The organism is Thermorhabdus hydrogeniformans (genome assembly GCF_049310025.1).
Lineage (GTDB): Bacteria > Bacillota > Thermosediminibacteria > Thermosediminibacterales > Tepidanaerobacteraceae > JBJYKD01.
In genome coordinates this window covers 48,726-68,388 of record NZ_JBJYKD010000002.1, presented here as the reverse complement: position 1 = coordinate 68,388, position 19,663 = coordinate 48,726, and the positions used below count along the sequence as shown (strand labels likewise).

Annotated in this window: 23 protein-coding genes and 1 riboswitch; of the genes, 22 read left to right on the top strand and 1 reads right to left on the bottom strand. The window is 44.0% G+C overall.

The window, feature by feature from the left end; genetic code table 11:
• Positions 1-120 precede the first annotated feature (120 nt).
• From spoIVB to ACKX14_RS01285, 4 genes are all read left to right on the top strand, one after another.
• Positions 121-1,428, top strand: coding sequence for a SpoIVB peptidase (spoIVB, locus tag ACKX14_RS01300; RefSeq protein WP_422444073.1), 1,308 nt, complete (start codon positions 121-123; stop codon positions 1,426-1,428).
• A gap of 89 nt (positions 1,429-1,517) precedes the next feature.
• On the top strand, positions 1,518-2,300 hold the full coding sequence (gene spo0A, locus ACKX14_RS01295) for a sporulation transcription factor Spo0A (protein WP_422443874.1): 783 nt from the start codon (positions 1,518-1,520) through the stop codon (positions 2,298-2,300).
• A gap of 213 nt (positions 2,301-2,513) precedes the next feature.
• Positions 2,514-3,635, top strand: a complete 1,122-nt coding sequence (gene steA / locus ACKX14_RS01290; RefSeq protein ID WP_422443872.1) for a putative cytokinetic ring protein SteA — start codon at positions 2,514-2,516, stop codon at positions 3,633-3,635.
• Between the two features lie 16 nt (positions 3,636-3,651).
• The gene (locus ACKX14_RS01285) at positions 3,652-4,374 is read left to right on the top strand and encodes a copper transporter (RefSeq protein ID WP_422443870.1); all 723 of its coding nucleotides are present in this window, start codon (positions 3,652-3,654) and stop codon (positions 4,372-4,374) included.
• Positions 4,375-4,388: 14 nt separating this feature from the next.
• Here ACKX14_RS01285 and ACKX14_RS01280 read toward each other — a convergent pair whose 3' ends face one another.
• Positions 4,389-4,517 carry a hypothetical protein gene (locus ACKX14_RS01280; protein ID WP_422443868.1) on the bottom strand — a complete coding sequence of 43 codons (129 nt, stop codon included), beginning with the start codon at positions 4,515-4,517 and terminating at the stop codon, positions 4,389-4,391.
• A gap of 76 nt (positions 4,518-4,593) precedes the next feature.
• On the opposite strand from ACKX14_RS01280, the gene ACKX14_RS01275 reads away from it, so the two are divergent.
• The 18 genes from ACKX14_RS01275 (at position 4,594) to ACKX14_RS01190 (ending at position 19,656) form a co-directional block, all read left to right on the top strand.
• Positions 4,594-5,133, top strand: a complete 540-nt coding sequence (locus ACKX14_RS01275) for an NUDIX domain-containing protein (protein WP_422443866.1) — start codon at positions 4,594-4,596, stop codon at positions 5,131-5,133.
• 136 nt (positions 5,134-5,269) lie between these two features.
• On the top strand, positions 5,270-5,896 hold the full coding sequence (gene spoIIM, locus ACKX14_RS01270; RefSeq protein WP_422443864.1) for a stage II sporulation protein M: 627 nt from the start codon (positions 5,270-5,272) through the stop codon (positions 5,894-5,896).
• A gap of 112 nt (positions 5,897-6,008) precedes the next feature.
• Positions 6,009-6,896 carry a site-specific tyrosine recombinase XerD gene (xerD, locus tag ACKX14_RS01265; RefSeq protein ID WP_422443862.1) on the top strand — a complete coding sequence of 296 codons (888 nt, stop codon included), beginning with the start codon at positions 6,009-6,011 and terminating at the stop codon, positions 6,894-6,896.
• A 119-nt stretch (positions 6,897-7,015) separates the two neighbouring features.
• Positions 7,016-8,188, top strand: coding sequence for a D-alanyl-D-alanine carboxypeptidase family protein (locus ACKX14_RS01260; RefSeq protein WP_422443860.1), 1,173 nt, complete (start codon positions 7,016-7,018; stop codon positions 8,186-8,188).
• A 185-nt stretch (positions 8,189-8,373) separates the two neighbouring features.
• Positions 8,374-8,715 (top strand): anti-sigma F factor antagonist, encoded by a 342-nt coding sequence (spoIIAA, locus tag ACKX14_RS01255; protein ID WP_422443858.1) that lies wholly within the window; start codon positions 8,374-8,376, stop codon positions 8,713-8,715.
• Positions 8,716-8,719: 4 nt separating this feature from the next.
• Entirely contained in the window at positions 8,720-9,160 is a 441-nt protein-coding gene (gene spoIIAB, locus ACKX14_RS01250) for an anti-sigma F factor (RefSeq protein ID WP_422443856.1), read from the top strand.
• Positions 9,161-9,165: 5 nt separating this feature from the next.
• Complete coding sequence (sigF, locus tag ACKX14_RS01245) at positions 9,166-9,888, top strand: RNA polymerase sporulation sigma factor SigF (RefSeq protein WP_422443854.1); 723 nt, start codon at positions 9,166-9,168, stop codon at positions 9,886-9,888.
• Between the two features lie 275 nt (positions 9,889-10,163).
• Complete coding sequence (locus tag ACKX14_RS01240) at positions 10,164-10,376, top strand: dodecin family protein (RefSeq protein ID WP_422443853.1); 213 nt, start codon at positions 10,164-10,166, stop codon at positions 10,374-10,376.
• 55 nt (positions 10,377-10,431) lie between these two features.
• A complete protein-coding gene (gene spoVAC / locus ACKX14_RS01235) occupies positions 10,432-10,881 on the top strand; it encodes a stage V sporulation protein AC (protein ID WP_422443851.1) in 450 nt (149 codons plus the stop codon).
• Positions 10,882-10,892: 11 nt separating this feature from the next.
• Positions 10,893-11,903 (top strand): stage V sporulation protein AD, encoded by a 1,011-nt coding sequence (gene spoVAD, locus ACKX14_RS01230; protein WP_422443849.1) that lies wholly within the window; start codon positions 10,893-10,895, stop codon positions 11,901-11,903.
• Between the two features lie 24 nt (positions 11,904-11,927).
• A complete protein-coding gene (gene spoVAE, locus ACKX14_RS01225; protein WP_422443847.1) occupies positions 11,928-12,281 on the top strand; it encodes a stage V sporulation protein AE in 354 nt (117 codons plus the stop codon).
• 9 nt (positions 12,282-12,290) lie between these two features.
• Complete coding sequence (locus ACKX14_RS01220; RefSeq protein WP_422443845.1) at positions 12,291-12,668, top strand: hypothetical protein; 378 nt, start codon at positions 12,291-12,293, stop codon at positions 12,666-12,668.
• A gap of 4 nt (positions 12,669-12,672) precedes the next feature.
• Positions 12,673-14,100 (top strand): spore germination protein, encoded by a 1,428-nt coding sequence (locus tag ACKX14_RS01215; RefSeq protein WP_422443843.1) that lies wholly within the window; start codon positions 12,673-12,675, stop codon positions 14,098-14,100.
• Between the two features lie 46 nt (positions 14,101-14,146).
• Positions 14,147-15,145 carry an acyl-CoA dehydratase activase-related protein gene (locus ACKX14_RS01210; protein ID WP_422443841.1) on the top strand — a complete coding sequence of 333 codons (999 nt, stop codon included), beginning with the start codon at positions 14,147-14,149 and terminating at the stop codon, positions 15,143-15,145.
• Complete coding sequence (locus tag ACKX14_RS01205; RefSeq protein WP_422443839.1) at positions 15,117-16,232, top strand: acyl-CoA dehydratase activase-related protein; 1,116 nt, start codon at positions 15,117-15,119, stop codon at positions 16,230-16,232. The genes ACKX14_RS01210 and ACKX14_RS01205 overlap by 29 nt, the downstream gene beginning before the upstream one ends.
• Positions 16,207-17,178 (top strand): acyl-CoA dehydratase activase, encoded by a 972-nt coding sequence (locus ACKX14_RS01200; protein WP_422443837.1) that lies wholly within the window; start codon positions 16,207-16,209, stop codon positions 17,176-17,178. The genes ACKX14_RS01205 and ACKX14_RS01200 overlap by 26 nt, the downstream gene beginning before the upstream one ends.
• A 75-nt stretch (positions 17,179-17,253) precedes the next feature.
• Positions 17,254-17,439, top strand: a riboswitch (Lysine riboswitch).
• A 138-nt stretch (positions 17,440-17,577) separates the two neighbouring features.
• Positions 17,578-18,906, top strand: coding sequence for a diaminopimelate decarboxylase (gene lysA / locus ACKX14_RS01195; protein ID WP_422443835.1), 1,329 nt, complete (start codon positions 17,578-17,580; stop codon positions 18,904-18,906).
• A 129-nt stretch (positions 18,907-19,035) separates the two neighbouring features.
• The gene (locus tag ACKX14_RS01190) at positions 19,036-19,656 is read left to right on the top strand and encodes a site-2 protease family protein (protein WP_422443833.1); all 621 of its coding nucleotides are present in this window, start codon (positions 19,036-19,038) and stop codon (positions 19,654-19,656) included.
• Positions 19,657-19,663: the final 7 nt, after the last annotated feature.

Genomic DNA, 19,663 nt, shown 5'->3' with positions numbered 1-19,663 from the left:
GGCTTATTTTTTTTTGTAAAATTTGCTTTACCCTCAGCGGTATAAAAACATACAGAAAGGTTATCTTATTTTTCAGACCCCATTTTTTATTAAGAACAGGGAGTGAACATCTTGCAAAATATGAGAGCCAAAAAAACCCTGGGCATCTTAATAGCTCTGGGAATAATAATTGCGGCATTTGCCCTTGATTTTTACAGTTTTTATGACTTTCCCGCTGAGATTCGAATTTTGGAGGGCAGGGAACAGAGAATTGAGCTAAATGTGCCTTTGACCTTTAATCTATCATGCAGACAAAAAGGATATTTGACGATAAACGGCTTTTCTCCTGAAAAAAGACTTACCGTTAACCTGAAAAATCCGCTGATATTGCATTCTTCCAAAACCGGGACCTACAACCTGGAATTCAGGTTTTTGGGAATTATACCCGTTAAAAAAATGCAGGTACACGTATTGCCCGAAATAAGGGTGGTTCCCGGCGGACATTCCGTCGGAGTGAAACTCAGGCCCAACGGGGTAATAGTCGTCGGCCTGGCGTCGGTAATAGACCAAAATGGACAAAGACATTACCCTGCCCAGGAAGCCGGTATTCAAGTCGGCGATGTAATATATATGGTAAATAATAAAAAAATATTTCAGGCAGAAGATATGTCCAAAGTGGTCAACGAAGATGGCGACAGGGTTGTAACCCTTTCCGTCAAGAGAAACGACAGCGTCTTTGAAACCAAACTCAGTGCTGTCAAAAGTAATACGGGTGTTTACCAGTTGGGTCTGTGGGTTAGAGATATCGCGGCAGGAGTAGGGACGTTAACTTTTTACGACCCCGGCACGGGGTTTTACGGTGCGCTGGGCCATATAATATCCGATGCCGATACGGGCAGGGCCATTGAAGTGGGTGAAGGTGAAATTATACGGGCTAAAGTAATCTCAATAACGCCGGGTCGAAAAAACCAGCCGGGAGAAAAGAGAGGTGTATTTGTCCACGAAGAAAGAATCCTGGGCAATATTTTGGCCAATACTTCATTTGGTATATTTGGAAAGGTGTATAAACCCATTCAAAACCCCCGTTACCCGATGATGGCGATAGCTCCTATTTCACAGGTCCGCGAAGGCAGTGCGAAAATGTTGACGGTGGTGGAAGGAGAAAAAATCGAGGAATACGACATAGAAATACAAAAAATTATGAAGCAATCGTATCCCAGCAGCAAGGGAATGATAATAAAAATTACCGACCCGGAACTCATAGCAAAGACCGGGGGCATTATTCAGGGCATGAGCGGCAGTCCCATCATCCAGAACGGCTACATGGTTGGGGCCGTAACGCATGTGTTTGTCAACGACCCCACAAGGGGATACGGAGTCTTTGCCGAATGGATGCTGGAGGAAATATCAAAACTCAACTCGGAACATCAGGTTTTAGTTAATTTTTGAAACATTTTTTGGTATTATAGGAGGATTATTCCATTGTTTGTCGAATATAAAAAATATTAAAATTTAACAAAAATGTAGGGGGGTCTTTTATGAACGGTTCAAAAAAAATCAAAATATTAATAGCCGATGACAACAAAGAATTTTGTGACATGCTGTGTGAGTTCTTTCAGAACGAGGCCGATATGGAAGTGATTGGAATGGCTTATGACGGGTTGGAAGTCCTGGAAAAAGTTGAGGAGCTGTCTCCGCAGGTGTTGATACTGGATCTCATTATGCCCAATCTCGACGGTCTGGGGGTTATAGAAAAATTAGCCAGTAATCCCAAAAAGCCGAAAATTGTAGTTCTTTCGGCTGTGGGTCAGGACAAGATTACGCAAAAGGCTATCAGCCTTGGAGCCGAATACTATATTGTAAAGCCCTTTGATTTAAACATACTTATAGACCGTGTGCGCGAACTGGCCGACGGGAATACCGTTGTCAAAAAACATAAAATGCCTGCAGCCCCCGCAGAAAAGAAGAATAACCTGGAAATTGAGATTACAAATATCATCCATGAAATAGGCGTTCCAGCTCACATAAAGGGTTATTTTTACTTGAGAGAGGCCATATATATGGTCATCAATAATGTGGAATTGCTTTCGGCCGTTACGAAAGTTCTTTATCCAACCATAGCGAACAAGTACAACACCACGCCCAGCAGGGTTGAAAGGGCGATCAGGCATGCCATAGAGGTGGCCTGGAATAGGGGGTGTATTGAGACCATAAATAATCTGTTCGGTTATACCATCCCGAAGGATAAAGGCAAGCCCACCAATTCCGAATTTATTGCCATGATTTCGGACAAATTGAGAATGGAAAGGAAAGTCTGTTAGCCGGATTTATCAGGGGTTTTAACAATATGCGTCGGCCGTTTTAAAAATGGCGTTTTCCAACCGGCATTTGTAAATTTTTCAGCCAAACACCTCTTGTTCGTTGTTACGAAAGAGAGGTGTTTATTTATTGAATAAATATTATAATTTTTTTCGTTTGTATTTTTAAAGGCTCAAATGGAATAATAATTTTAGTAACCTCTTAGAGGTGTTTATATGATTGCTGCCGGACGTGCTGTCGTGGACAGAAAGACAAAAAATCTTTTGAAGAGAATTAAGCCGGGTCAAGTTGCGGTAATCAACCATAAAGACATCGATGAACTGGCGGCCGAAGAAATGATAAAAAATAAGGTTAAAGCGGTTGTAAACTTTGAACCGTCTATCAGCGGAACCTTTTTAAACTACGGACCGAAAATTTTATGTGATTACGGCATTCCTATAGTCGATGTGGAAGGAGGATTCCGCGGCATTAAGGAAGGAGATCTTATAGAAATAGGAGACGACGCTTCAATATTTGTCAATAAAAAATTGTTTTGTAAGGGGCAGCTGATCGATAAAAAATTCATCGATTTGAAAATGAATGAGTCAAAGGAGAATTATAGTATTCAACTGGAAAAATTCGTCAGGAACACCATGAAATTTATACGCATGGAGAAAAACATTTTATCCGAAAGTTTCCCGGTCCCGGATCTCAAAACCAGAATAGAGGGCAGGCAGGTTTTGGTTGTAGTTAGAGGTAAGGATTATAAAAAAGACCTTTTGGCTCTGGCTTCTTATATTGAAGACATGAAACCGATTTTAATAGGGGTGGACGGTGGAGCCGATGCGCTACTGGAATTCGGCTTAAAACCCGACGTGATTGTGGGGGATATGGATAGCATAAGCGATAGAGGTCTTTTGTGCGGGGCCGAGCTGGTGATACATGCTTATATGGACGGCAGAGCGCCGGGTCTTGAACGACTTCAAAACAAGGGTTTAACTCCTCACATCTTTGCCATGCCGGGAACCAGCGAAGATGCGGCGCTGCTATTAGCTTACGAAAAAAAGGCCGACCTGATTGTGGCGGTGGGCACTCACACAAATATAATCGACTTTTTGGAAAAAGGGAGGCATGGCATGGCGTCCACATTTCTGGTTCGGTTAAAAGTGGGACATATTTTGATTGACGCGAAGGGAGTAAATAAGCTCTACAGAAGTAACTTAAAGATCAAATACTTAGCCGCAGTCTGCTTTGCGGCATTTTTCCCCCTGCTGGTCCTGGGCACCACCTCCCCGGTATTTCAACATCTCCTGAGATTGATGCTGCTTCAGGTAAGGTCAATGCTGGGAATGTTATAGGCCGGAGGTGATTTCCGTGTACAACCTTAAACATTTTGCGATTTTGCTGACGGCGGTTTTTCTATCGCTGGGGATAGGCATCGCCGTAGGTTTTACGGCAAACAGCGATAAAGTCCTGGTGGAACAGCAAAAAAGGACCATCGATAAACTCGAGCAGGATTTTCATCAGCTTAAGAATGAAAATAGAACGAGAGAGCGCGAGCTTGAAAAAATAAAAAAAATCAGAGAAAATGATTACAAGTTTCTGGAAGAATTTTTTGAGATGTTCTTCAAAGACAGACTGGCGGGGAAAAAGGTAGCGATCGTGGAACCGGTTGCTCAAAAGGACTCTGAAGATATTGTGAATTATTTACAAAAGACGGGAGCCCAGGTTTGTTATATAACCGCAGTAAGTCCCGATATTGTAAGTGAAAATTTAAATAAAGAAATAGCCGGGGTTTTAGATTCGGAAGACATGAAGCAATTTAATTCTTTTCAGGGCGCTGCAGCCCCCGAATTCGAGGGCATACCCCGGGAGCCGGCTGACTTTTTTATCATAGTGAGGGACGTGGACCACCCGACCATAGAGGCAATGGCTGACAGGTTACTCCAACTCAATAAAGCGGTGGCATTGGTTCAGAAGTCGAGTTCAACCCCCGCAAAAATAAGGGAACAGAAAAATTTTATATACATCGACGATATAGACACCATCATGGGCAAGTACAGACTAATGGCGTTTTTGTTAGATAAAACCATGTAAAATATGCGAAAGGTTCAGTTCAGCTCCGACCTTATCATATCCTTGACCGTCTTGTAAAATCTGGCTTTCTCCCTCAAAAATCTGAGTATGTCTTGAAATTTGCCCACCAGGTAAAATCCGTTTTTAAAAATTATGTATTCCATCTTTACCACCCCCCTGACTTGTCCTAAAATATTATATGTGCCCCATAAAAATTTATTACAATTGGGAGATGAGAAAATGGAGTATTTTGAAACCACGTTAAACTCCAAGACCGTTTTTTCAGGCAGGATATTGAACTTGCGGATCGAGGAAGTGAGGCTTCCCGACGGCAAAACCTCTACCAGGGAAATTGTAGACCATCCTGGCGCAGTGGCGGTGGTGGCTATGAACGAAAAAAAAGAAGTGTTGATGGTAAGGCAGTTTAGAAAGCCCGTGGAGAGCGTCCTCCTTGAAATTCCCGCTGGAAAGCTGGAAAAAGGCGAAGATAAAGAGGAATGCGCCCAGAGGGAATTGATGGAAGAAACCGGTTTTTTTGCCCGGGATCTGCGGCATTTAACCGATTTTTATACATCTCCCGGGTTCTCCAGCGAAATAATGCATCTGTTCCTGGCACGGGATCTTGAGAGTAAACCCAAAGAAGCCGACGAAGATGAGTACATCCAGATGGAAGAAGTTCCGTTTGAAGAGGCCATTGAAAAAGTTTATACTGGCCAAATCAGGGACGCAAAAACCATAGTGGGACTCCTGCTGGCTTACCGTTTCATAGAAGGGGCTTAACAAAAATGGAGGGCAGGCAGGGCGAGTTGAAGCTCAAATCGGTCGGCGGAGGTTTTTACGGGAAGATATTAATTTAGCATATTCCCCTCTCTTCCGGCATAAATATTTTTATGAAATGGGACGGGAGGGGATCCTTTTGAATTATTTCCCCAGGCTTTTAACGGATTATTTTAAAAAAAATATAGGATTATACGCATTGCTCTCCGCCGTATTTATATCCGGCATTGTCTTTGGAAGCGTTGAGGTAAACATGATGTCCGAAAACCAGATGAAAGATCTTCTGGATTTTATCAACGGATTTTTCGCCAACATAAAAAATATAGACGTGGATTCTTCCACGATATTTTATATATCTATGTCCAATAACCTGAAGACGGCTCTGGCACTGTGCGTTCTGGGCCTAACGGTAATAGGTTTACCGCTAATCCTGGCCTTAATTTTTTTTCGCGGGTTTGTACTTGGATTTACGGTAGGGTTTTTCATAGGCGAACTGGGAATAAAGGGAATAATTTTTTCGCTTTTGTCCATATTACCGCAAAATATAATCATAATCCCGGCGATTTTATCGATGGGCGTAGCCGGTATTACCTTTTCCATTACGGTGTTAAAGAACCGCAGGAAACTACCGTCGGAAAACTATACGCAGCTTTTAATGGGTTATATGCTGTTCAATTTGACTTTCAGCATTATGCTGGTCCTGGCGGGCTTGATTGAAGGCTACGTTTCCCCGCTTTTTATAAAAATGTTAACCCAGTATGTGTAAAAGATTTACAGCGCTTCCAAGACAAATTATTTTGGGAGCTTTTTCTTTTAAGAAGGAATTGGGGAATCCTTTATGGAATATTTTATTAAGACCGGAAACGGGAGGATATTTTATGGAGGACCTGGTTTTGGAATTCCTGGACTTTTTGTCGGTGGAGAGAGGGCTGTCAAGGAATACCATAGACGCCTACAGGAGGGATTTAAGAAGTTACATAAATTTTTTAAAGCTGCAAAAAATAAATGACATAAACCACACGACCAGGACCGTTATAGTTTCGTATTTGCTCTTGATGCAAAAAAAAGGGAAGGCGAGCAGCAGCATATCGAGGGCCTGCGCTGCCATTAAATCCTTTTACCACTTTTTAGTCCGGGAAAGGCGCATTAAAGAAGACCCAACCATTAATCTGGATACCCCCAAATTGGAAAAGAGATTGCCCCGCGTGTTAACGGTAGGAGAAGTGGAAGACCTGTTAAACCAACCTGATGTCACAAATTTATGGGGGTTGCGGGATAAGGCGCTGCTGGAATTGCTTTACGCGACAGGAATAAGGGTTTCCGAACTGATTTCCATAAGGGTTGAAGATGTCAATCTTGAAATGGGTTTTTTGCGCTGCTTCGGAAAAGGTTCAAAAGAAAGGATTGTGCCCATAGGCTCTGTCGCCTTAAATTACCTTGAAAGGTACATAAATGAAGCAAGAAAGCAACTGGTCAAAGACAAGGAGACAAATATATTATTTATTAATCACCGGGGAGAAGGTCTGACCAGGCAGGGTTTCTGGAAGATCATAAAAAAATATGCACGGCAGGCCGGTATCAATAAGGAAATAACCCCTCATACCCTGCGGCACTCCTTTGCCACCCATCTCCTGGAAAATGGGGCGGATTTGAGGGCCGTCCAGGAAATGCTCGGGCATGCAGATATTTCCACGACACAGATTTACACCCATATTACGAGGAGCAGGATCAAGGAAGTGTATGACAGGACCCATCCCAGGGCGTAAGCGGATATAAATTTTTTGTAATAATGGCTTTATGCCTCACTGAAAAAAGGTCTCAAAATTTAAATTGCATAACATTCCTCCCCGATGGAAAACTAAAGATGAAGGGAGGAAGATTTTTTATGGTTCTGACCAGCAAAAAAAGGTTAATAATACTTATTGCGGGATTGATTATTTTCAACCTGCTTAGTATTTTAAATCCCGCCATGGCCCAACCCCAACCAGACGTAAAGTCTCCTTCGGCTATTTTGATGGACGCCGGCACGGGAAAAGTACTTTTTGAAAAAAACGCTCATGAAAAATTAGAACCGGCCAGTATTACGAAAATCATGACGCTGCTTTTGGCTTTTGAGGCGTTGGATTCCGGGAAGGTAAAGATGAGCGATACGATTAAAATCAGCGAAAGGGCATGGAAAACGGGAGGAAGCCAGGTATTTCTGGGGCCTGGAGAAGAACAGACCTTTGAGACATTGCTTAAATGCATAACCATAGCATCTGCCAACGATGCATCGGTCGCCGTGGCCGAGTATCTGGGCGGCAGTGTCGAGGGATTTGTCAAAATGATGAATGACAGGGCAAAAGCCCTGGGAATGAAAAATACAAACTTTGTAAACCCCCACGGCCTATCCGACCCCAATCACTACACCAGCGCCTACGATGTAGCTCTGATGGCAAAAGAACTGGTGAAACACCCCAAAGTATTTGAATGGTCAACCGTATGGATGGACTACCTGGAGCATACCGATAAAAAAAGAGATGCCACCATGCTGGCGAACACCAATAAATTGTTGGGGAAATATGAAGGTCTTGACGGCCTCAAGACGGGTTTCCATCAAAAAGCCGGTTTCTGTTTTGCGGGCACGGCAAAACGGGGCGATTTCAGGCTTATATCCGTGGTTCTAAATGCGGAGAATTCCAAACAGCGGTTTGAAGATACGATCAAACTTCTGGATTATGGCTTTGGACATTATGATTCGATTGTAATTGCAAAAAAGGGCTCGGTTCAGAGGGCTATCCCGGTAGAAAAAGGTGTTTTGAAAGAAGTAAATATTGTGGCGGCGTCGGATTTGAGCATTTTGACAGAAAAGGGCAAGGAACAGGGCATAAGCACCAGGGTAAATCTTCCGGATAAATTGTTCGCCCCTCTTGAAAAGGGCCAAAAAGTGGGAATTCTCATAGCGGAACAAGATGGCCGGACCGTTGGCCAAACGGACCTGGTGGTATCGGAAGACGTAAAAAAAGCGGGTATGTTTGATATCCTTAAAAGGGTGCTGGCCCGATGGATTAATTTTTAAAACCCGCTGCTGCCAATTGCTTGACGCTCGCCTTTACGTGAAAAAAATTTATTAGAACCAAAAGAATCTGCCCTTTAAAACCTTACAGTTTTTTAGGTATTTAAAGGGAAGATTCTTTTATTTTAGCAGGATTTTCCTTTTTGTTGTAGAACTTAATATAAGCTGTAATGTAAAGGGGGGATAAAATGAGCTCAAGCATCAGAGTATTGGGAGACATAATGATAGTAAATCTAAGGGGTGAACTGGACCATTATACGGCTTTTTTAGTGAAAAGTCAGATGGAAGAAAATATGATGAAATTTCCTATTAAAAAAATTTTGTTCAACTTTAAGAACGTATCTTTTATGGATAGTTCCGGAATTGGAATGATAATAGGCCGTTACAAAGCCCTTCAAAGAACGGGCGGAAAAGTCGCCGTAGCCGGTTTGAACGCCCGGGTAAAGAGAATCTTTGAAATGGCAGGGCTTTTTGGCATTGTAGCCTGCTATAATGATGAAAAGGAAGCCATAGACAAATTAAAGGAGTGATTATATGGAAATACTGAACGAAATGCAGGTGGATTTTTTAAGCAAGTCTCAAAATGAAGGTTTTGCCAGAGTGGTGGTGGCTGCTTTTGCTTCTCAACTGGACCCCACTCTGGACGAACTGGCGGATATCAAAACGGCGGTTTCCGAAGCTGTCACAAATAGCATTATTCATGGCTATGAAGATACGGTGGGTACAATAAGGATAAAGGCTAAATTATATGAGGGCAGAATCGACATTTGGGTTCAGGATTGGGGAAAAGGTATTGAGGATATAGAAAAAGCAAGGCAGCCGCTGTGGACGTCCAAACCAGAACTGGACCGGTCGGGAATGGGTTTTACCATTATGGAAAATTTTATGGATGAGCTAGAAGTGAAATCCGAACCCGGAAAGGGCACAACCGTAAAAATGGTAAAGAATTTTAGACACCGTACGGGTACGAGGTAGAGGTTATGGATTTAAACAGATCAATGGAGCTTTTAAAAAGGGCAAAGCAGGGGGACAAACAGGCCAAAGATGAACTGGTATCCCTGAACCTCGGCCTGGTCTGGAGCATTGTAAAGAGGTTCAACAATAGAGGTTATGAACTGGAGGATTTATTTCAGATAGGAAGTATTGGCCTGCTCAAGGCCATCGAAAAATTTGATTTCAATTACAACGTAAGGTTTTCCACGTATGCGGTACCCATGATAATGGGCGAGATTCGCAGATTTTTACGAGATGACAGCCCGGTAAAAGTAGCCAGGTCTTTTAAGGAGATGGCCGGGAAAATTCAACAAGCCAGGGAGATGCTCATAAAAACGCTGGATAGAGAGCCGACGATCAATGAACTGGCCGAGGAGACGAAGCTTTCACCGGAAGAAGTGGTAATGGTCTTGGAATCCCAACAGTCTTTGATTTCTCTAAACGATATAGCCTATCAGGACGACGGGTCACCAATTTACTACATTGACCAGATAGAGGCTGATGAACACCGGCAGAATCAGTGGCTTGACAGAATAGCTTTAAAAGAAGCCCTTGCAAAGCTAAGCAAAGAAGAGCGCCAGATTATAATACTGAGGTATTTCAAGGACAAGACCCAAATGGAAGTGGCCGGTATCCTGGGCATGACACAGGTTCAGGTTTCCAGATTAGAGCGAAAGATACTAAACAAAATAAAAGAACTTATATCCTAAAAACAGCCTTTTCCAGGGCTTTTTTTTTGCATAAAAAAAACCAAGCCATACAATAATAAACTAGAGGTGATACATGCCGTGCTTTCATTAAACAGAAAAACGCTGATTGTAGTGCTCATTTTTTTATTTGCTGTAGCGTCAAGCCTTTTTGTAGCCGTAAAAATTTACAAAAATCGCGTGCCCAAAAGCGCCAAACTTGTCTTGTATTTGGAGAATAAGGACAGTCTAATAGGGGAAAATAAAATTGTAACCATAAATGAGGAGGGGACGTTAAGATGACTGTGAAAGTTATTGAAGTTGTAGGAGAATCAAAGAACAGCTGGCAGGAAGCTGTGGAAAATGCCGTGAGGGATGCCAGTAAAACCATCAGAAATATCACGGGGGTGGAAGTCTTAAATAACACCGCCAATGTGAACAACGGCAAAATTGTCGAATACAAGGCCGACGTGGCCATAGCGTTTAAAGTCGACGGAACTACAGAAAGCTAAAAACGGGCACATAAAGTGCTCGTTTTTAGAGTGAAAAACAAAAGGGGAGGGCAGCATGTCTAAACTCACAAAAGAGCAACAGGACTACAAAAATTTTGTCAAACAAAAACGGCCGAAACCACCCTACCTCCAGAATATAATAATGGCTTTTTTGATCGGCGGGTTAATCTGTGTTGTAGGGCAGTTGGTGATGAATTTTTTTATCTCCACCGGTATGAGCCAGAAAGAAGCGGGAGCCCCTACGGCCGCTATTATGGTATTTTTGGGAGCGTTATTGACAGGCTTGGGGATTTACGACAAGATCGGTAAACGGGCGGGTGCGGGTTCGATAGTGCCAATCACGGGTTTCGCCAATTCCATCGTGGCTCCGGCCATGGAGTTTAAGAGGGAAGGTTACGTGTTTGGCGTGGCTGCAAAAATGTTCGTGGTGGCTGGGCCGGTTCTGGTGTACGGGATTTCTTCAGCAGTTGTAATCGGCCTTATTTATTATTTAATAAAGCTTTAGGAGGAAAGGTTTTGTCTGCCAAAAAACTGGGTTTACAGACAGTAAAATTTCAAAATCCACCTTCCATTATAGCAACGGCTTCTATTGTGGGGCCCAAGGAGGGTCAGGGCCCGCTAAAAAACTACTTCGATCTGACACTGAATGACAACATATATAAAGAAAAGAGCTGGGAAAAAGCCGAGAGAAAAATGCTTAAAGAAGCCGCCGAAATGGCGATTAAAAACAGCAGGATTCCGCACACAAGTATAGAGTACTTTGTGGCGGGAGACCTTTTGAACCAGATAATATCAGCCGGTTTTGCGGCGAGGGAACTGGGCTTTCCGTTTTTGGGGATATACGGTGCCTGTTCCACCATGTCCGAAGGGCTTGGCATTGGAGCGATGATGGTGGACGGGGGATACGCCGATAACCTTGTGGTGGCCACTTCCAGCCACTTCTGCACCGCCGAGCGACAATACAGATTTCCGCTGGAATTGGGCACCCAAAGGCCGCCTACAGCCCAGACCACCGTGACAGGAGCCGGGGCTGCGGTTATATCTTCCAAAGCGCAAAATCCCCGGATCACATATTTTACCACCGGCAAGGTTATAGATATGGGGGAGATAAACCCCAACGATATGGGCACGGCCATGGCCCCCGCCGCCGTAGATACCATAACCCGCCATTTTCAGGATACCGGGCGGAACCCTTGTGATTATGACATTATCCTGACCGGGGATCTTGCAAGCGTAGGAAAAGATATTGCGGAGGAGCTCTTGAAGCAAAAGGGTTATGATGTTTCCGATAAGTATTCGGACTGTGGTCTCTTGATATACAGCCCTGATCAAGACGTGCACGCGGGGGGCAGCGGTTGCGCCTGTGCCGCCGTCGTCACGTGCGGTTATATTTACAAAGAGATGTTAAAGGGGAAATACAATAGAGTATTGCTGGTGGCTACCGGTGCACTTTTGAGCACCACCAGCACCCAGCAGGGAGATACCATACCGTGCATCGCACACGCCGTGGCCATTGAAAACATTTAAATTTTTAAGAGGAGAATACAGAAAATGGATTATTTAATGGCTTTTATCATAGGCGGATTAATCTGTGTGGTGGGGCAAATCTTAATGGATACTACCAAGCTGACGCCAGCCCATGTGCTGGTGTTATTTGTCACTTTAGGGGCTATTCTCAGCGGTTTGGGCCTCTATCAGCCGCTGGTGGAAATAGGAAAGGCGGGGGCAACGATACCTCTACCGGGGTTCGGGCACAATCTGGTAACGGGGGTAATAGAGGATGTAGATAAATACGGCTTTTGGGGTATATTCACCGGCGCATTGAGGTCCGCCGCAGCCGGGATAACGGCTGCGGTAGTATTCGGATATTTAATGGCGGTTGTTTTCAATCCCAAATCCAAGTAGGAGAAAAAAATGTTGATTGATATTATAGGTATCCTTCTAACCATATTAATTATAAGCCCAAGGTACTGGAATATAGTATTTTTAATTTCCTGTGCCGACTTGTTGTTTTCCGTGTGTATTTCTCTGGTTCTTCAATCACGAATAACAGAAGTTATTGCCGGGGGTATTTTTTCTTCCATTACCTGGCCCGGTGGAAAAAGCTTTTTGACTATTTTAGGTCCTCTATTTTTGCTGACGATTGGTTTGGGGCTTGCCGGGCCCAAAGAAATCCCGTGGCTCGATCTGATAAACCCCCTTGCCGGTTTCCGAAAACCATGGCCGGTTATAATGATAAAGCTGGCAGTATTTAGAATGCTTGTATTTCTATATTTTCTTGCCGGGAAGTGAATCGATGGAAATAAAAAGACAGCTGAATGAAAACCTGGATTTTCTGTCGGAAAAGCTTGGGATAGGCGAAAGTTTTGACATTATATCCAGGCCGTTAAAAATAGCCGAAAGAAGTGCGGCTCTGGTCTTTATCGACGGTTTTGTTAAAGATCAGGTTATATTGAGAATTCTGGAGACGCTATTGAGAGTAAAGAAAGAGGATTTTTTTCCGGAAACCGTGGAAAACCTGATAAAATCAAAAATCAGTTATATCGAAGTAGAAGCGGTGTCAACCATTGAAGAGGTTATAGACAACGTACTGGCCGGCCCGGTGGCCTTGCTCATAGACGGCCTAAAGGAAGCCATTATCATCGATGCCAGACAATACCCCGCCAGGAATCCCGAGGAGCCCGATCTTGAAAGGGTTACCAGGGGTCCCAGAGACGGCCTGGTTGAAACGGTGGTTTTTAACACAGCCCTGATTAGGCGAAGGTTGAAAGACCCCTCGCTGCGCAACGAAATCCTGAAAGTTGGTCTGAGGACAAAAACCGACGTGGTGGTTTCATATTTAAGAGACAAGGCTGATCCTGAGCTGGTGGAGAGAATCAAGGCCAAAATTAAGGGCATTAAGACCGATGATCTGGTGATGGCCGAAAAAAGTCTTGAGGAATTTATTGTAGGAAAAAACTGGAATCCTTTTCCTAAAGTCCGGTTCACCGAAAGACCCGATGTGGTGGCAGCTCATCTGTTGGAAGGCTACATTGCTGTTATGGTGGATACATCCCCCAGCGTAATGATCCTACCGGCCAATATTTTTAACTTTATCCAGCACGCCGAGGACTATTACCAGAACCCCATAGTGGGAACTTATATTCGCTGGGTAAGGATACTGGGGATAATACTGTCCTGGATACTGCCCCCACTATGGCTGGTACTGGTCTACAGCAGAGCATTGTTGCCTTCGTGGCTTAAGTTTATCGGGCCCAGGAAGGACACCCCGGTACCTCTATTTGGCCAGTTTCTGATCCTGGAGATTGGGCTTGACTTAATAAGAATAGCGCTAATACACACTCCCAACGCCCTGGCGACATCCCTGGGTTTACTTGGAGCCATTATGCTGGGGCAGTTTGCGGTAGAAATTGGCCTTTTCTCATCGGAAACAATTTTATACATTGCAATAACCGCGATAGGAACCTTTGCCACACCCAGCATAGAGTTTGCTCTCGCAGTGAGGCTTTTCAGGCTTTTAATACTGATACTAACAGGGATTTTTTCAGCGCCGGGTTTTATGGCGGGTGTAATTTTGACTTTGGCCGTACTTTTTACCACCAGATCCGTAGATAATAATTCTTACATGTGGCCTCTAATTCCACTGGATAGAAAGGCCCTGTCGACAGTGATCTTTAGAAAGCCCATACCTGAAATTCAAAACCGGGAAAGATATAAAAAATGAAAAAATGGAAATAAATAGGTAAAGAAATGGTAATAGAGGTGTGATTATGAAAATAGGGATACCCAGAGCTTTGCTTTTTTACAATTATTATCCCCTCTGGAAAACCTTCTTTGAAAATTTGGGGCATGAGGTGGTGCTTTCCGGTCCCACAAACAAAAAAATTTTAAAAGACGGCGTTGAATTGACGGTGGATGACGCCTGCCTGCCGGTGAAACTTTTTCACGGGCATGTCAAAGAACTACTGGGAAAGGTTGACGCCTTATATGTGCCGAGAATTGTAAGCGTAGAGCCGAAAAAATATATCTGCCCCAAGTTTTTAGGGCTTCCGGACATGATTAAAAGCAACATTCCAGATTTGCCGCTAATGATAGATACGAAACTTGATTTATACAAAAGGAAAAGCGGTATGTACGAACATTTTTTTCAGATCGGCAGAATTCTAAATAAAAATAAACTGAATATCATCGCAGCGTATATTAAAGCCTGGAAAGCTTATAAAAACCATGCGAAAAGATTTAGCGTAGATGCACAAGAGGCTTTAAACAATATATTAAACAATTATGATCTAAAAAACGGAATTAACCGCGTTAACGACTTCAAATATGCGGTTCTCCTGCTGGGACACCCATATAATCTCTATGACAGCTTTATTAACATGAATTTGATTTCAAAATTGAGTCAGAACAGTGTAAAAGTAATAACACCAGAAATGGTGCCTTTAAGGAAAATCCTCCGGGGAGCGGCAAACCTGCCCAAGGACATGTTCTGGACTCTTGGCAGGAACATAATAGGTTGCGCATATTGTCATCTGGAAGAGGAAGAAATAGACGGCATTATACATGTGGCCTCCTTCGGTTGCGGCCCCGATTCCCTGGTGGGCGAACTTCTGGAGCGCATGGTTATACGGAAGTATAAAATGCCTTTTCTTTATTTAAACCTTGATGAGCATGCTGGAGAAGCCGGTTTTAATACAAGGCTCGAGGCGTTTTTGGATATCTTAGAAGGGAGAAAAGACGGTGAAAATAACCTTTCCGCATATGGGTAATATTTATATACCCATAAAAACTTTTTTCGAGCAGCTGGGTGTTGAAGTTATAGTGCCACCGATTTGTAATAAAAGAACACTGGAGCTCGGGGTCAAACACTCGCCGGAATTTGCCTGCCTCCCTCTGAAAATAAACATAGGGAATTTTATTGAATCTTTGGAAAAGGGTGCTGATGTCATAGTTATGGCGGGAGGTTCAGGGCCATGCAGGTTTGGATACTATGCCCAGGTTCAGAGAGAAATTTTAAAAGATTTGGGGTTTCATTTTGACATGGTGGTCCTTGAGCCACCGAGGGGTCATTTATTAGAGTTGATTCAAAAGCTGGGCCGCATAGTCAATAAGAAAAACCGCACCTTTAAAGAGATTGTGAATGCGGGGAAGTTGGCGTGGCAAAAAGCCATCCTCCTGGATGAGCTGGATCGAATGGCCAGCAAAACAAGACCGCTGGAACTGAACAAAGGGGATACCGAAAGAAAGTATGACGAGGCGATGAAGCTGATAGAAAAGGCGAGGAACGAAGCCGAAATGGGAGATGTGAAGCGTGAAATACAGGAGATGTTTTTGAGCATAAAAGTAGATGGCAGTAGAATCCCGGTCAAAATAGGGCTGGCGGGAGAAATATATACTGTTTTAGAACCTTTTGTAAATCTGTATATTGAAAAACAGCTGGGTGAACTGGGGGTGGAAGTTCGGAGGAGTATTTATATTACCGATTGGTTCCGAGAAAATATCTTTCCCTCATTTTTAAAACCAAAGGAGCACGCTGAAATCCTGAAACTTGCCAGTCCATATATAAACTGCTTTGTGGGAGGTCACGGCCGGGAAACGGTAGCCGAGGTTGTCAGATTTTCAAGGGAAGGTTTTGAAGGCGTTATCCAGTTGCTGCCTTTTACGTGCATGCCAGAAATTGTGGCAAAAAGCGTTCTACCGAATGTAAGCAGAAAATACTCAATCCCTGTAATGACTCTGGTTTTGGATGAACATTCGGCGGAAGCCGGTTTTAGAACACGCCTTGAAGCTTTTGTGGACATGATAAGACACAGATCGGAGGTGGATATCCATGACAAGATGTTCGCTGGGAATTGATGTGGGCTCGGTCAGCACCAATTTAGTCTTGCTCGACGAACAGAACAAACTCGTGGAAAAACTTTATTTGAGGACGGCGGGCAGGCCTATAGACGCAATAAAAGAAGGCCTTTCAATGCTTCAGAAAAAGTATAAAAATGAAATTGAAGTTTTTGCCGTGGGGGCTACAGGCAGCGGAAGACAACTGGCATCAATCCTGGTGGGGGCGGATATTGTTAAAAACGAAATCACGTCTCACGCAGTGGCGGCTCTATCTCAGGTGCCCTGTGCCAGCACCATTTTGGAAATTGGTGGACAGGATTCGAAGATAATAATCATAAGAGACGGGATCGTGGTGGATTTTGCCATGAACACTGTATGTGCGGCCGGAACCGGCTCCTTTTTGGACAGGCAGGCTCAAAGGCTGGGCATACCCATTGAAGAATTCGGGCAAAAAGCGCTTCAATCTAAGATCCCCACCAGAATAGCAGGGCGGTGCGCCGTTTTTGCAGAGTCGGATATGATACATAAGCAGCAAATTGGGCATAAAGTCGAGGATATCATCTGGGGCCTCTGCCAGGCGCTGGTGAGAAATTATCTGGCGAATGTTGCCAAGGGGAAGGAGATAAAACCTCCCGTGCTCTTTCAGGGCGGAGTGGCGGCAAATGTGGGAATAAAAAAAGCGTTTGAAAATGAACTGGGAATGGAAATAACGGTCCCAAAAAATTACGACGTCATGGGGGCCGTGGGAGCGGCCATCCTTGCCGCAAGGCACATGGCTCAGCAAGAAAATAAAAAAACGAATTTTATGGGATTTGATGTGGCTTTTCGAAATTACCATGTCGGCAGTTTTGAGTGCAAAGGGTGCCCAAACTTATGCGAAGTGGTGCAGATTTTCTCAGACAATAGGCTCCTGGCCCGCTGGGGAGATAAATGCGGAAGGTGGTCGTCTTCCCTGGCCGTTTAAATTTTTTTTCTTGACAATGTAGGATTTCTTGTGTTATATTGTTTTAAACTGAATATTTATACCTCATCTCGTAAGAGTTGGGGTAGAGGTTGCGGCGCATCAAGAGTACCTTTGCGGAGGCCGGGAGCCGATAATGCCAAGGGAAAGGGGTCGCCGCCGAAGTGCGGTTTTTACCCGGAAAACCGTGCTGGGTCCATATCGAAGAGGTATGGAACTGTCACCAAAAAATTCCCGGTTTTTTGGTGGAGCGCTACTTCAGTTAGGGGAAGAGAGGAGGTATTTGCCTAGAGTTAAAGACAACCGGCAAATATCTGGGTTGTCTTTTTTGTTCACAACCGGCAAATATCTGCGGTTGTTTTTTTATGTCTACTATAAAGATTTACGAAAGGAGATAAAATGATGTTTTACGGCACCGCCAGAATTAATGAGGCAAACCATCTGGAAATCGGCGGGTGCGACGCAGTGGCTCTGGCCAGGGAATTCGGCACCCCATTATATGTAATGGATGAGGATCTTATCCGCCAGAACTGCCGTCAATATAAAGACACATTATCAAAACTGCACGAAAACAGCGAAGTGATATATGCGGGAAAAGCCTTTCTAACCATGGGGATGTGCAGGATTCTGGAGGAGGAAGGCCTCGCACTGGATGTAGTTTCTGGAGGAGAGCTTTACACGGCTATAAAAGCAGGTTTTCCCGCGGAAAAAATTTATTTTCACGGCAACAACAAGTCCTGTGATGAGCTGAACATGGCCATCGAGTACGGAGTAGGTAGGGTGATAGTTGACAATTTCTTTGAACTGGAGATATTAAAGGATCTGCTGAAAAAACATCATGCCAAGATCAGGGTTTTGCTCCGTATAACGCCGGGCATCGAAGCCCATACCCATGATTATATTAAGACCGGGCAGCTGGACTCAAAATTCGGTTTTGGTATGGAAAACGGTCATGCGATGATGGCCGTAGAGAACGCTTTAAGCATAAAGGGTATAAAATTAATGGGATTTCACTGCCATATAGGCTCTCAAATTTTTGAAAAGGAACCCTTCCAGATGGCAGCCGAGGTGATGATGAAATTCGCCAGGGATATTTATGACAGGTACGGTTACAAAGCCGGTGAAATTGATTTTGGCGGAGGTTTTGGTATAAAATATATCGATGAAGACAGGCCTTTGCCGGTGGAAACTTATCTATCGACACTGGTTGAATCCGTTAAATTATGGGCGGAAAGGGTAAATATGCCCGTGCCGAGGATTTTAATTGAACCTGGCAGGGCTATTGTCGGACCGGCCGGGACCACTCTTTATACAGTGGGTTCCATAAAAAACATCCCAGGTATACGAAAATACGTCAGCGTCGACGGCGGCATGAGCGACAACATCAGACCGGCACTTTACGGCGCAAAATACAGCGCCATACTGGCAAACAAGGCGGGGCTTGCTCCTCAGGAAAAGGTGTCTGTTGCGGGTAAATGCTGTGAGTCGGGAGACATGCTGATCTGGGATGTGGCTTTACCCAAGGTAGCCCCCGGGGATATTCTGGCAGTATTTTGTACAGGCGCTTATCATTATACCATGTCCAGCAACTACAACCGGCTCCCGAGGCCAGCCGTGGTGTTTGTCAGGGAGGGAAAGGCACACCTGATGGTCAAGAGGGAAACCTATGAAGACCTGCTGCGCAACGAGGTATTCGCGCCTTCAAAAAAAGCTGTTTCTTTTGCCCTGTAGAGCAATATCTCCATGGCGCTTTCATATATAAATTAAAAGTGCGTAAGATGCGCACTTTTTTCGTTTTGATATAAATGTTATAATGCTATAAGGATATATTAAAATTAAGCCAAAGAAAGGGAGAATTACATGAATTTTTTCGGCCCGGAGATGTTGTTGAGAATACCGGCCCTGTTAATAGCCATTACATTCCATGAGTTTGCCCATGCCAAAGTTTCCGATGCTCTGGGGGACCCGACGCCGGCGTGGAGCGGCAGATTGTCGTTAAATCCACTGGTTCATCTGGACCCGGTGGGCCTGCTAATGCTCTGGATTTTTAAGTTCGGATGGGCAAAGCCGGTCCAGGTGAACCCGACTTATTACAAAAATCCACGACAGGGCATCATGCTGGTTTCACTGGCGGGCCCCCTTTCCAATCTTTTGCTGGCGTTTATTACATTGGCTTTATTAAAATCAAATCTTTTCATAAGCGGCTTACTGGAAAGTTTTATATACCTCCTTTTTCTTTACAACCTGACGCTGGCGGTTTTTAACTTGATCCCCATCCCGCCGCTGGACGGGTCGAAAATCCTGATGGGCTTTTTACCCGGCAGGCAGGCATATATGTTTTCCCAGCTGGAAGCCTATGGCCCAATCATATTAATCGCTCTGGCCTATTTCGGCTTTTTAGACGGGGTTCTGGAACCTTTAATTTCTGTGGTATATACCGGCCTGGATAATTTGACGAATATAATTTTATTGAGATTATAATGATTGG

What these genes read in the sequence shown, in the direction of transcription:
- ACKX14_RS01260 (WP_422443860.1), top strand. Translation starts at nt 7,016, where the DNA reads ATGGTTCTGACCAGCAAAAAAAGGTTAATAATACTTATTGCGGGATTG.
- spoVAC (WP_422443851.1), top strand. Translation starts at nt 10,432, where the DNA reads ATGTCTAAACTCACAAAAGAGCAACAGGACTACAAAAATTTTGTCAAA.
- ACKX14_RS01210 (WP_422443841.1), top strand. Translation starts at nt 14,147, where the DNA reads ATGAAAATAGGGATACCCAGAGCTTTGCTTTTTTACAATTATTATCCC.
- ACKX14_RS01190 (WP_422443833.1), top strand. Translation starts at nt 19,036, where the DNA reads ATGAATTTTTTCGGCCCGGAGATGTTGTTGAGAATACCGGCCCTGTTA.
- spoIIAA (WP_422443858.1), top strand. Translation starts at nt 8,374, where the DNA reads ATGAGCTCAAGCATCAGAGTATTGGGAGACATAATGATAGTAAATCTA.
- ACKX14_RS01200 (WP_422443837.1), top strand. Translation starts at nt 16,207, where the DNA reads ATGACAAGATGTTCGCTGGGAATTGATGTGGGCTCGGTCAGCACCAAT.
- ACKX14_RS01215 (WP_422443843.1), top strand. Translation starts at nt 12,673, where the DNA reads ATGGAAATAAAAAGACAGCTGAATGAAAACCTGGATTTTCTGTCGGAA.
- steA (WP_422443872.1), top strand. Translation starts at nt 2,514, where the DNA reads ATGATTGCTGCCGGACGTGCTGTCGTGGACAGAAAGACAAAAAATCTT.
- spoVAE (WP_422443847.1), top strand. Translation starts at nt 11,928, where the DNA reads ATGGATTATTTAATGGCTTTTATCATAGGCGGATTAATCTGTGTGGTG.
- xerD (WP_422443862.1), top strand. Translation starts at nt 6,009, where the DNA reads ATGGAGGACCTGGTTTTGGAATTCCTGGACTTTTTGTCGGTGGAGAGA.
- ACKX14_RS01275 (WP_422443866.1), top strand. Translation starts at nt 4,594, where the DNA reads ATGGAGTATTTTGAAACCACGTTAAACTCCAAGACCGTTTTTTCAGGC.
- sigF (WP_422443854.1), top strand. Translation starts at nt 9,166, where the DNA reads ATGGATTTAAACAGATCAATGGAGCTTTTAAAAAGGGCAAAGCAGGGG.
- spoIVB (WP_422444073.1), top strand. Translation starts at nt 121, where the DNA reads ATGAGAGCCAAAAAAACCCTGGGCATCTTAATAGCTCTGGGAATAATA.
- lysA (WP_422443835.1), top strand. Translation starts at nt 17,578, where the DNA reads ATGTTTTACGGCACCGCCAGAATTAATGAGGCAAACCATCTGGAAATC.
- ACKX14_RS01240 (WP_422443853.1), top strand. Translation starts at nt 10,164, where the DNA reads ATGACTGTGAAAGTTATTGAAGTTGTAGGAGAATCAAAGAACAGCTGG.
- ACKX14_RS01280 (WP_422443868.1), bottom strand. Translation starts at nt 4,517, where the DNA reads ATGGAATACATAATTTTTAAAAACGGATTTTACCTGGTGGGCAAATTT.
- spoIIAB (WP_422443856.1), top strand. Translation starts at nt 8,720, where the DNA reads ATGGAAATACTGAACGAAATGCAGGTGGATTTTTTAAGCAAGTCTCAA.
- ACKX14_RS01220 (WP_422443845.1), top strand. Translation starts at nt 12,291, where the DNA reads ATGTTGATTGATATTATAGGTATCCTTCTAACCATATTAATTATAAGC.
- spo0A (WP_422443874.1), top strand. Translation starts at nt 1,518, where the DNA reads ATGAACGGTTCAAAAAAAATCAAAATATTAATAGCCGATGACAACAAA.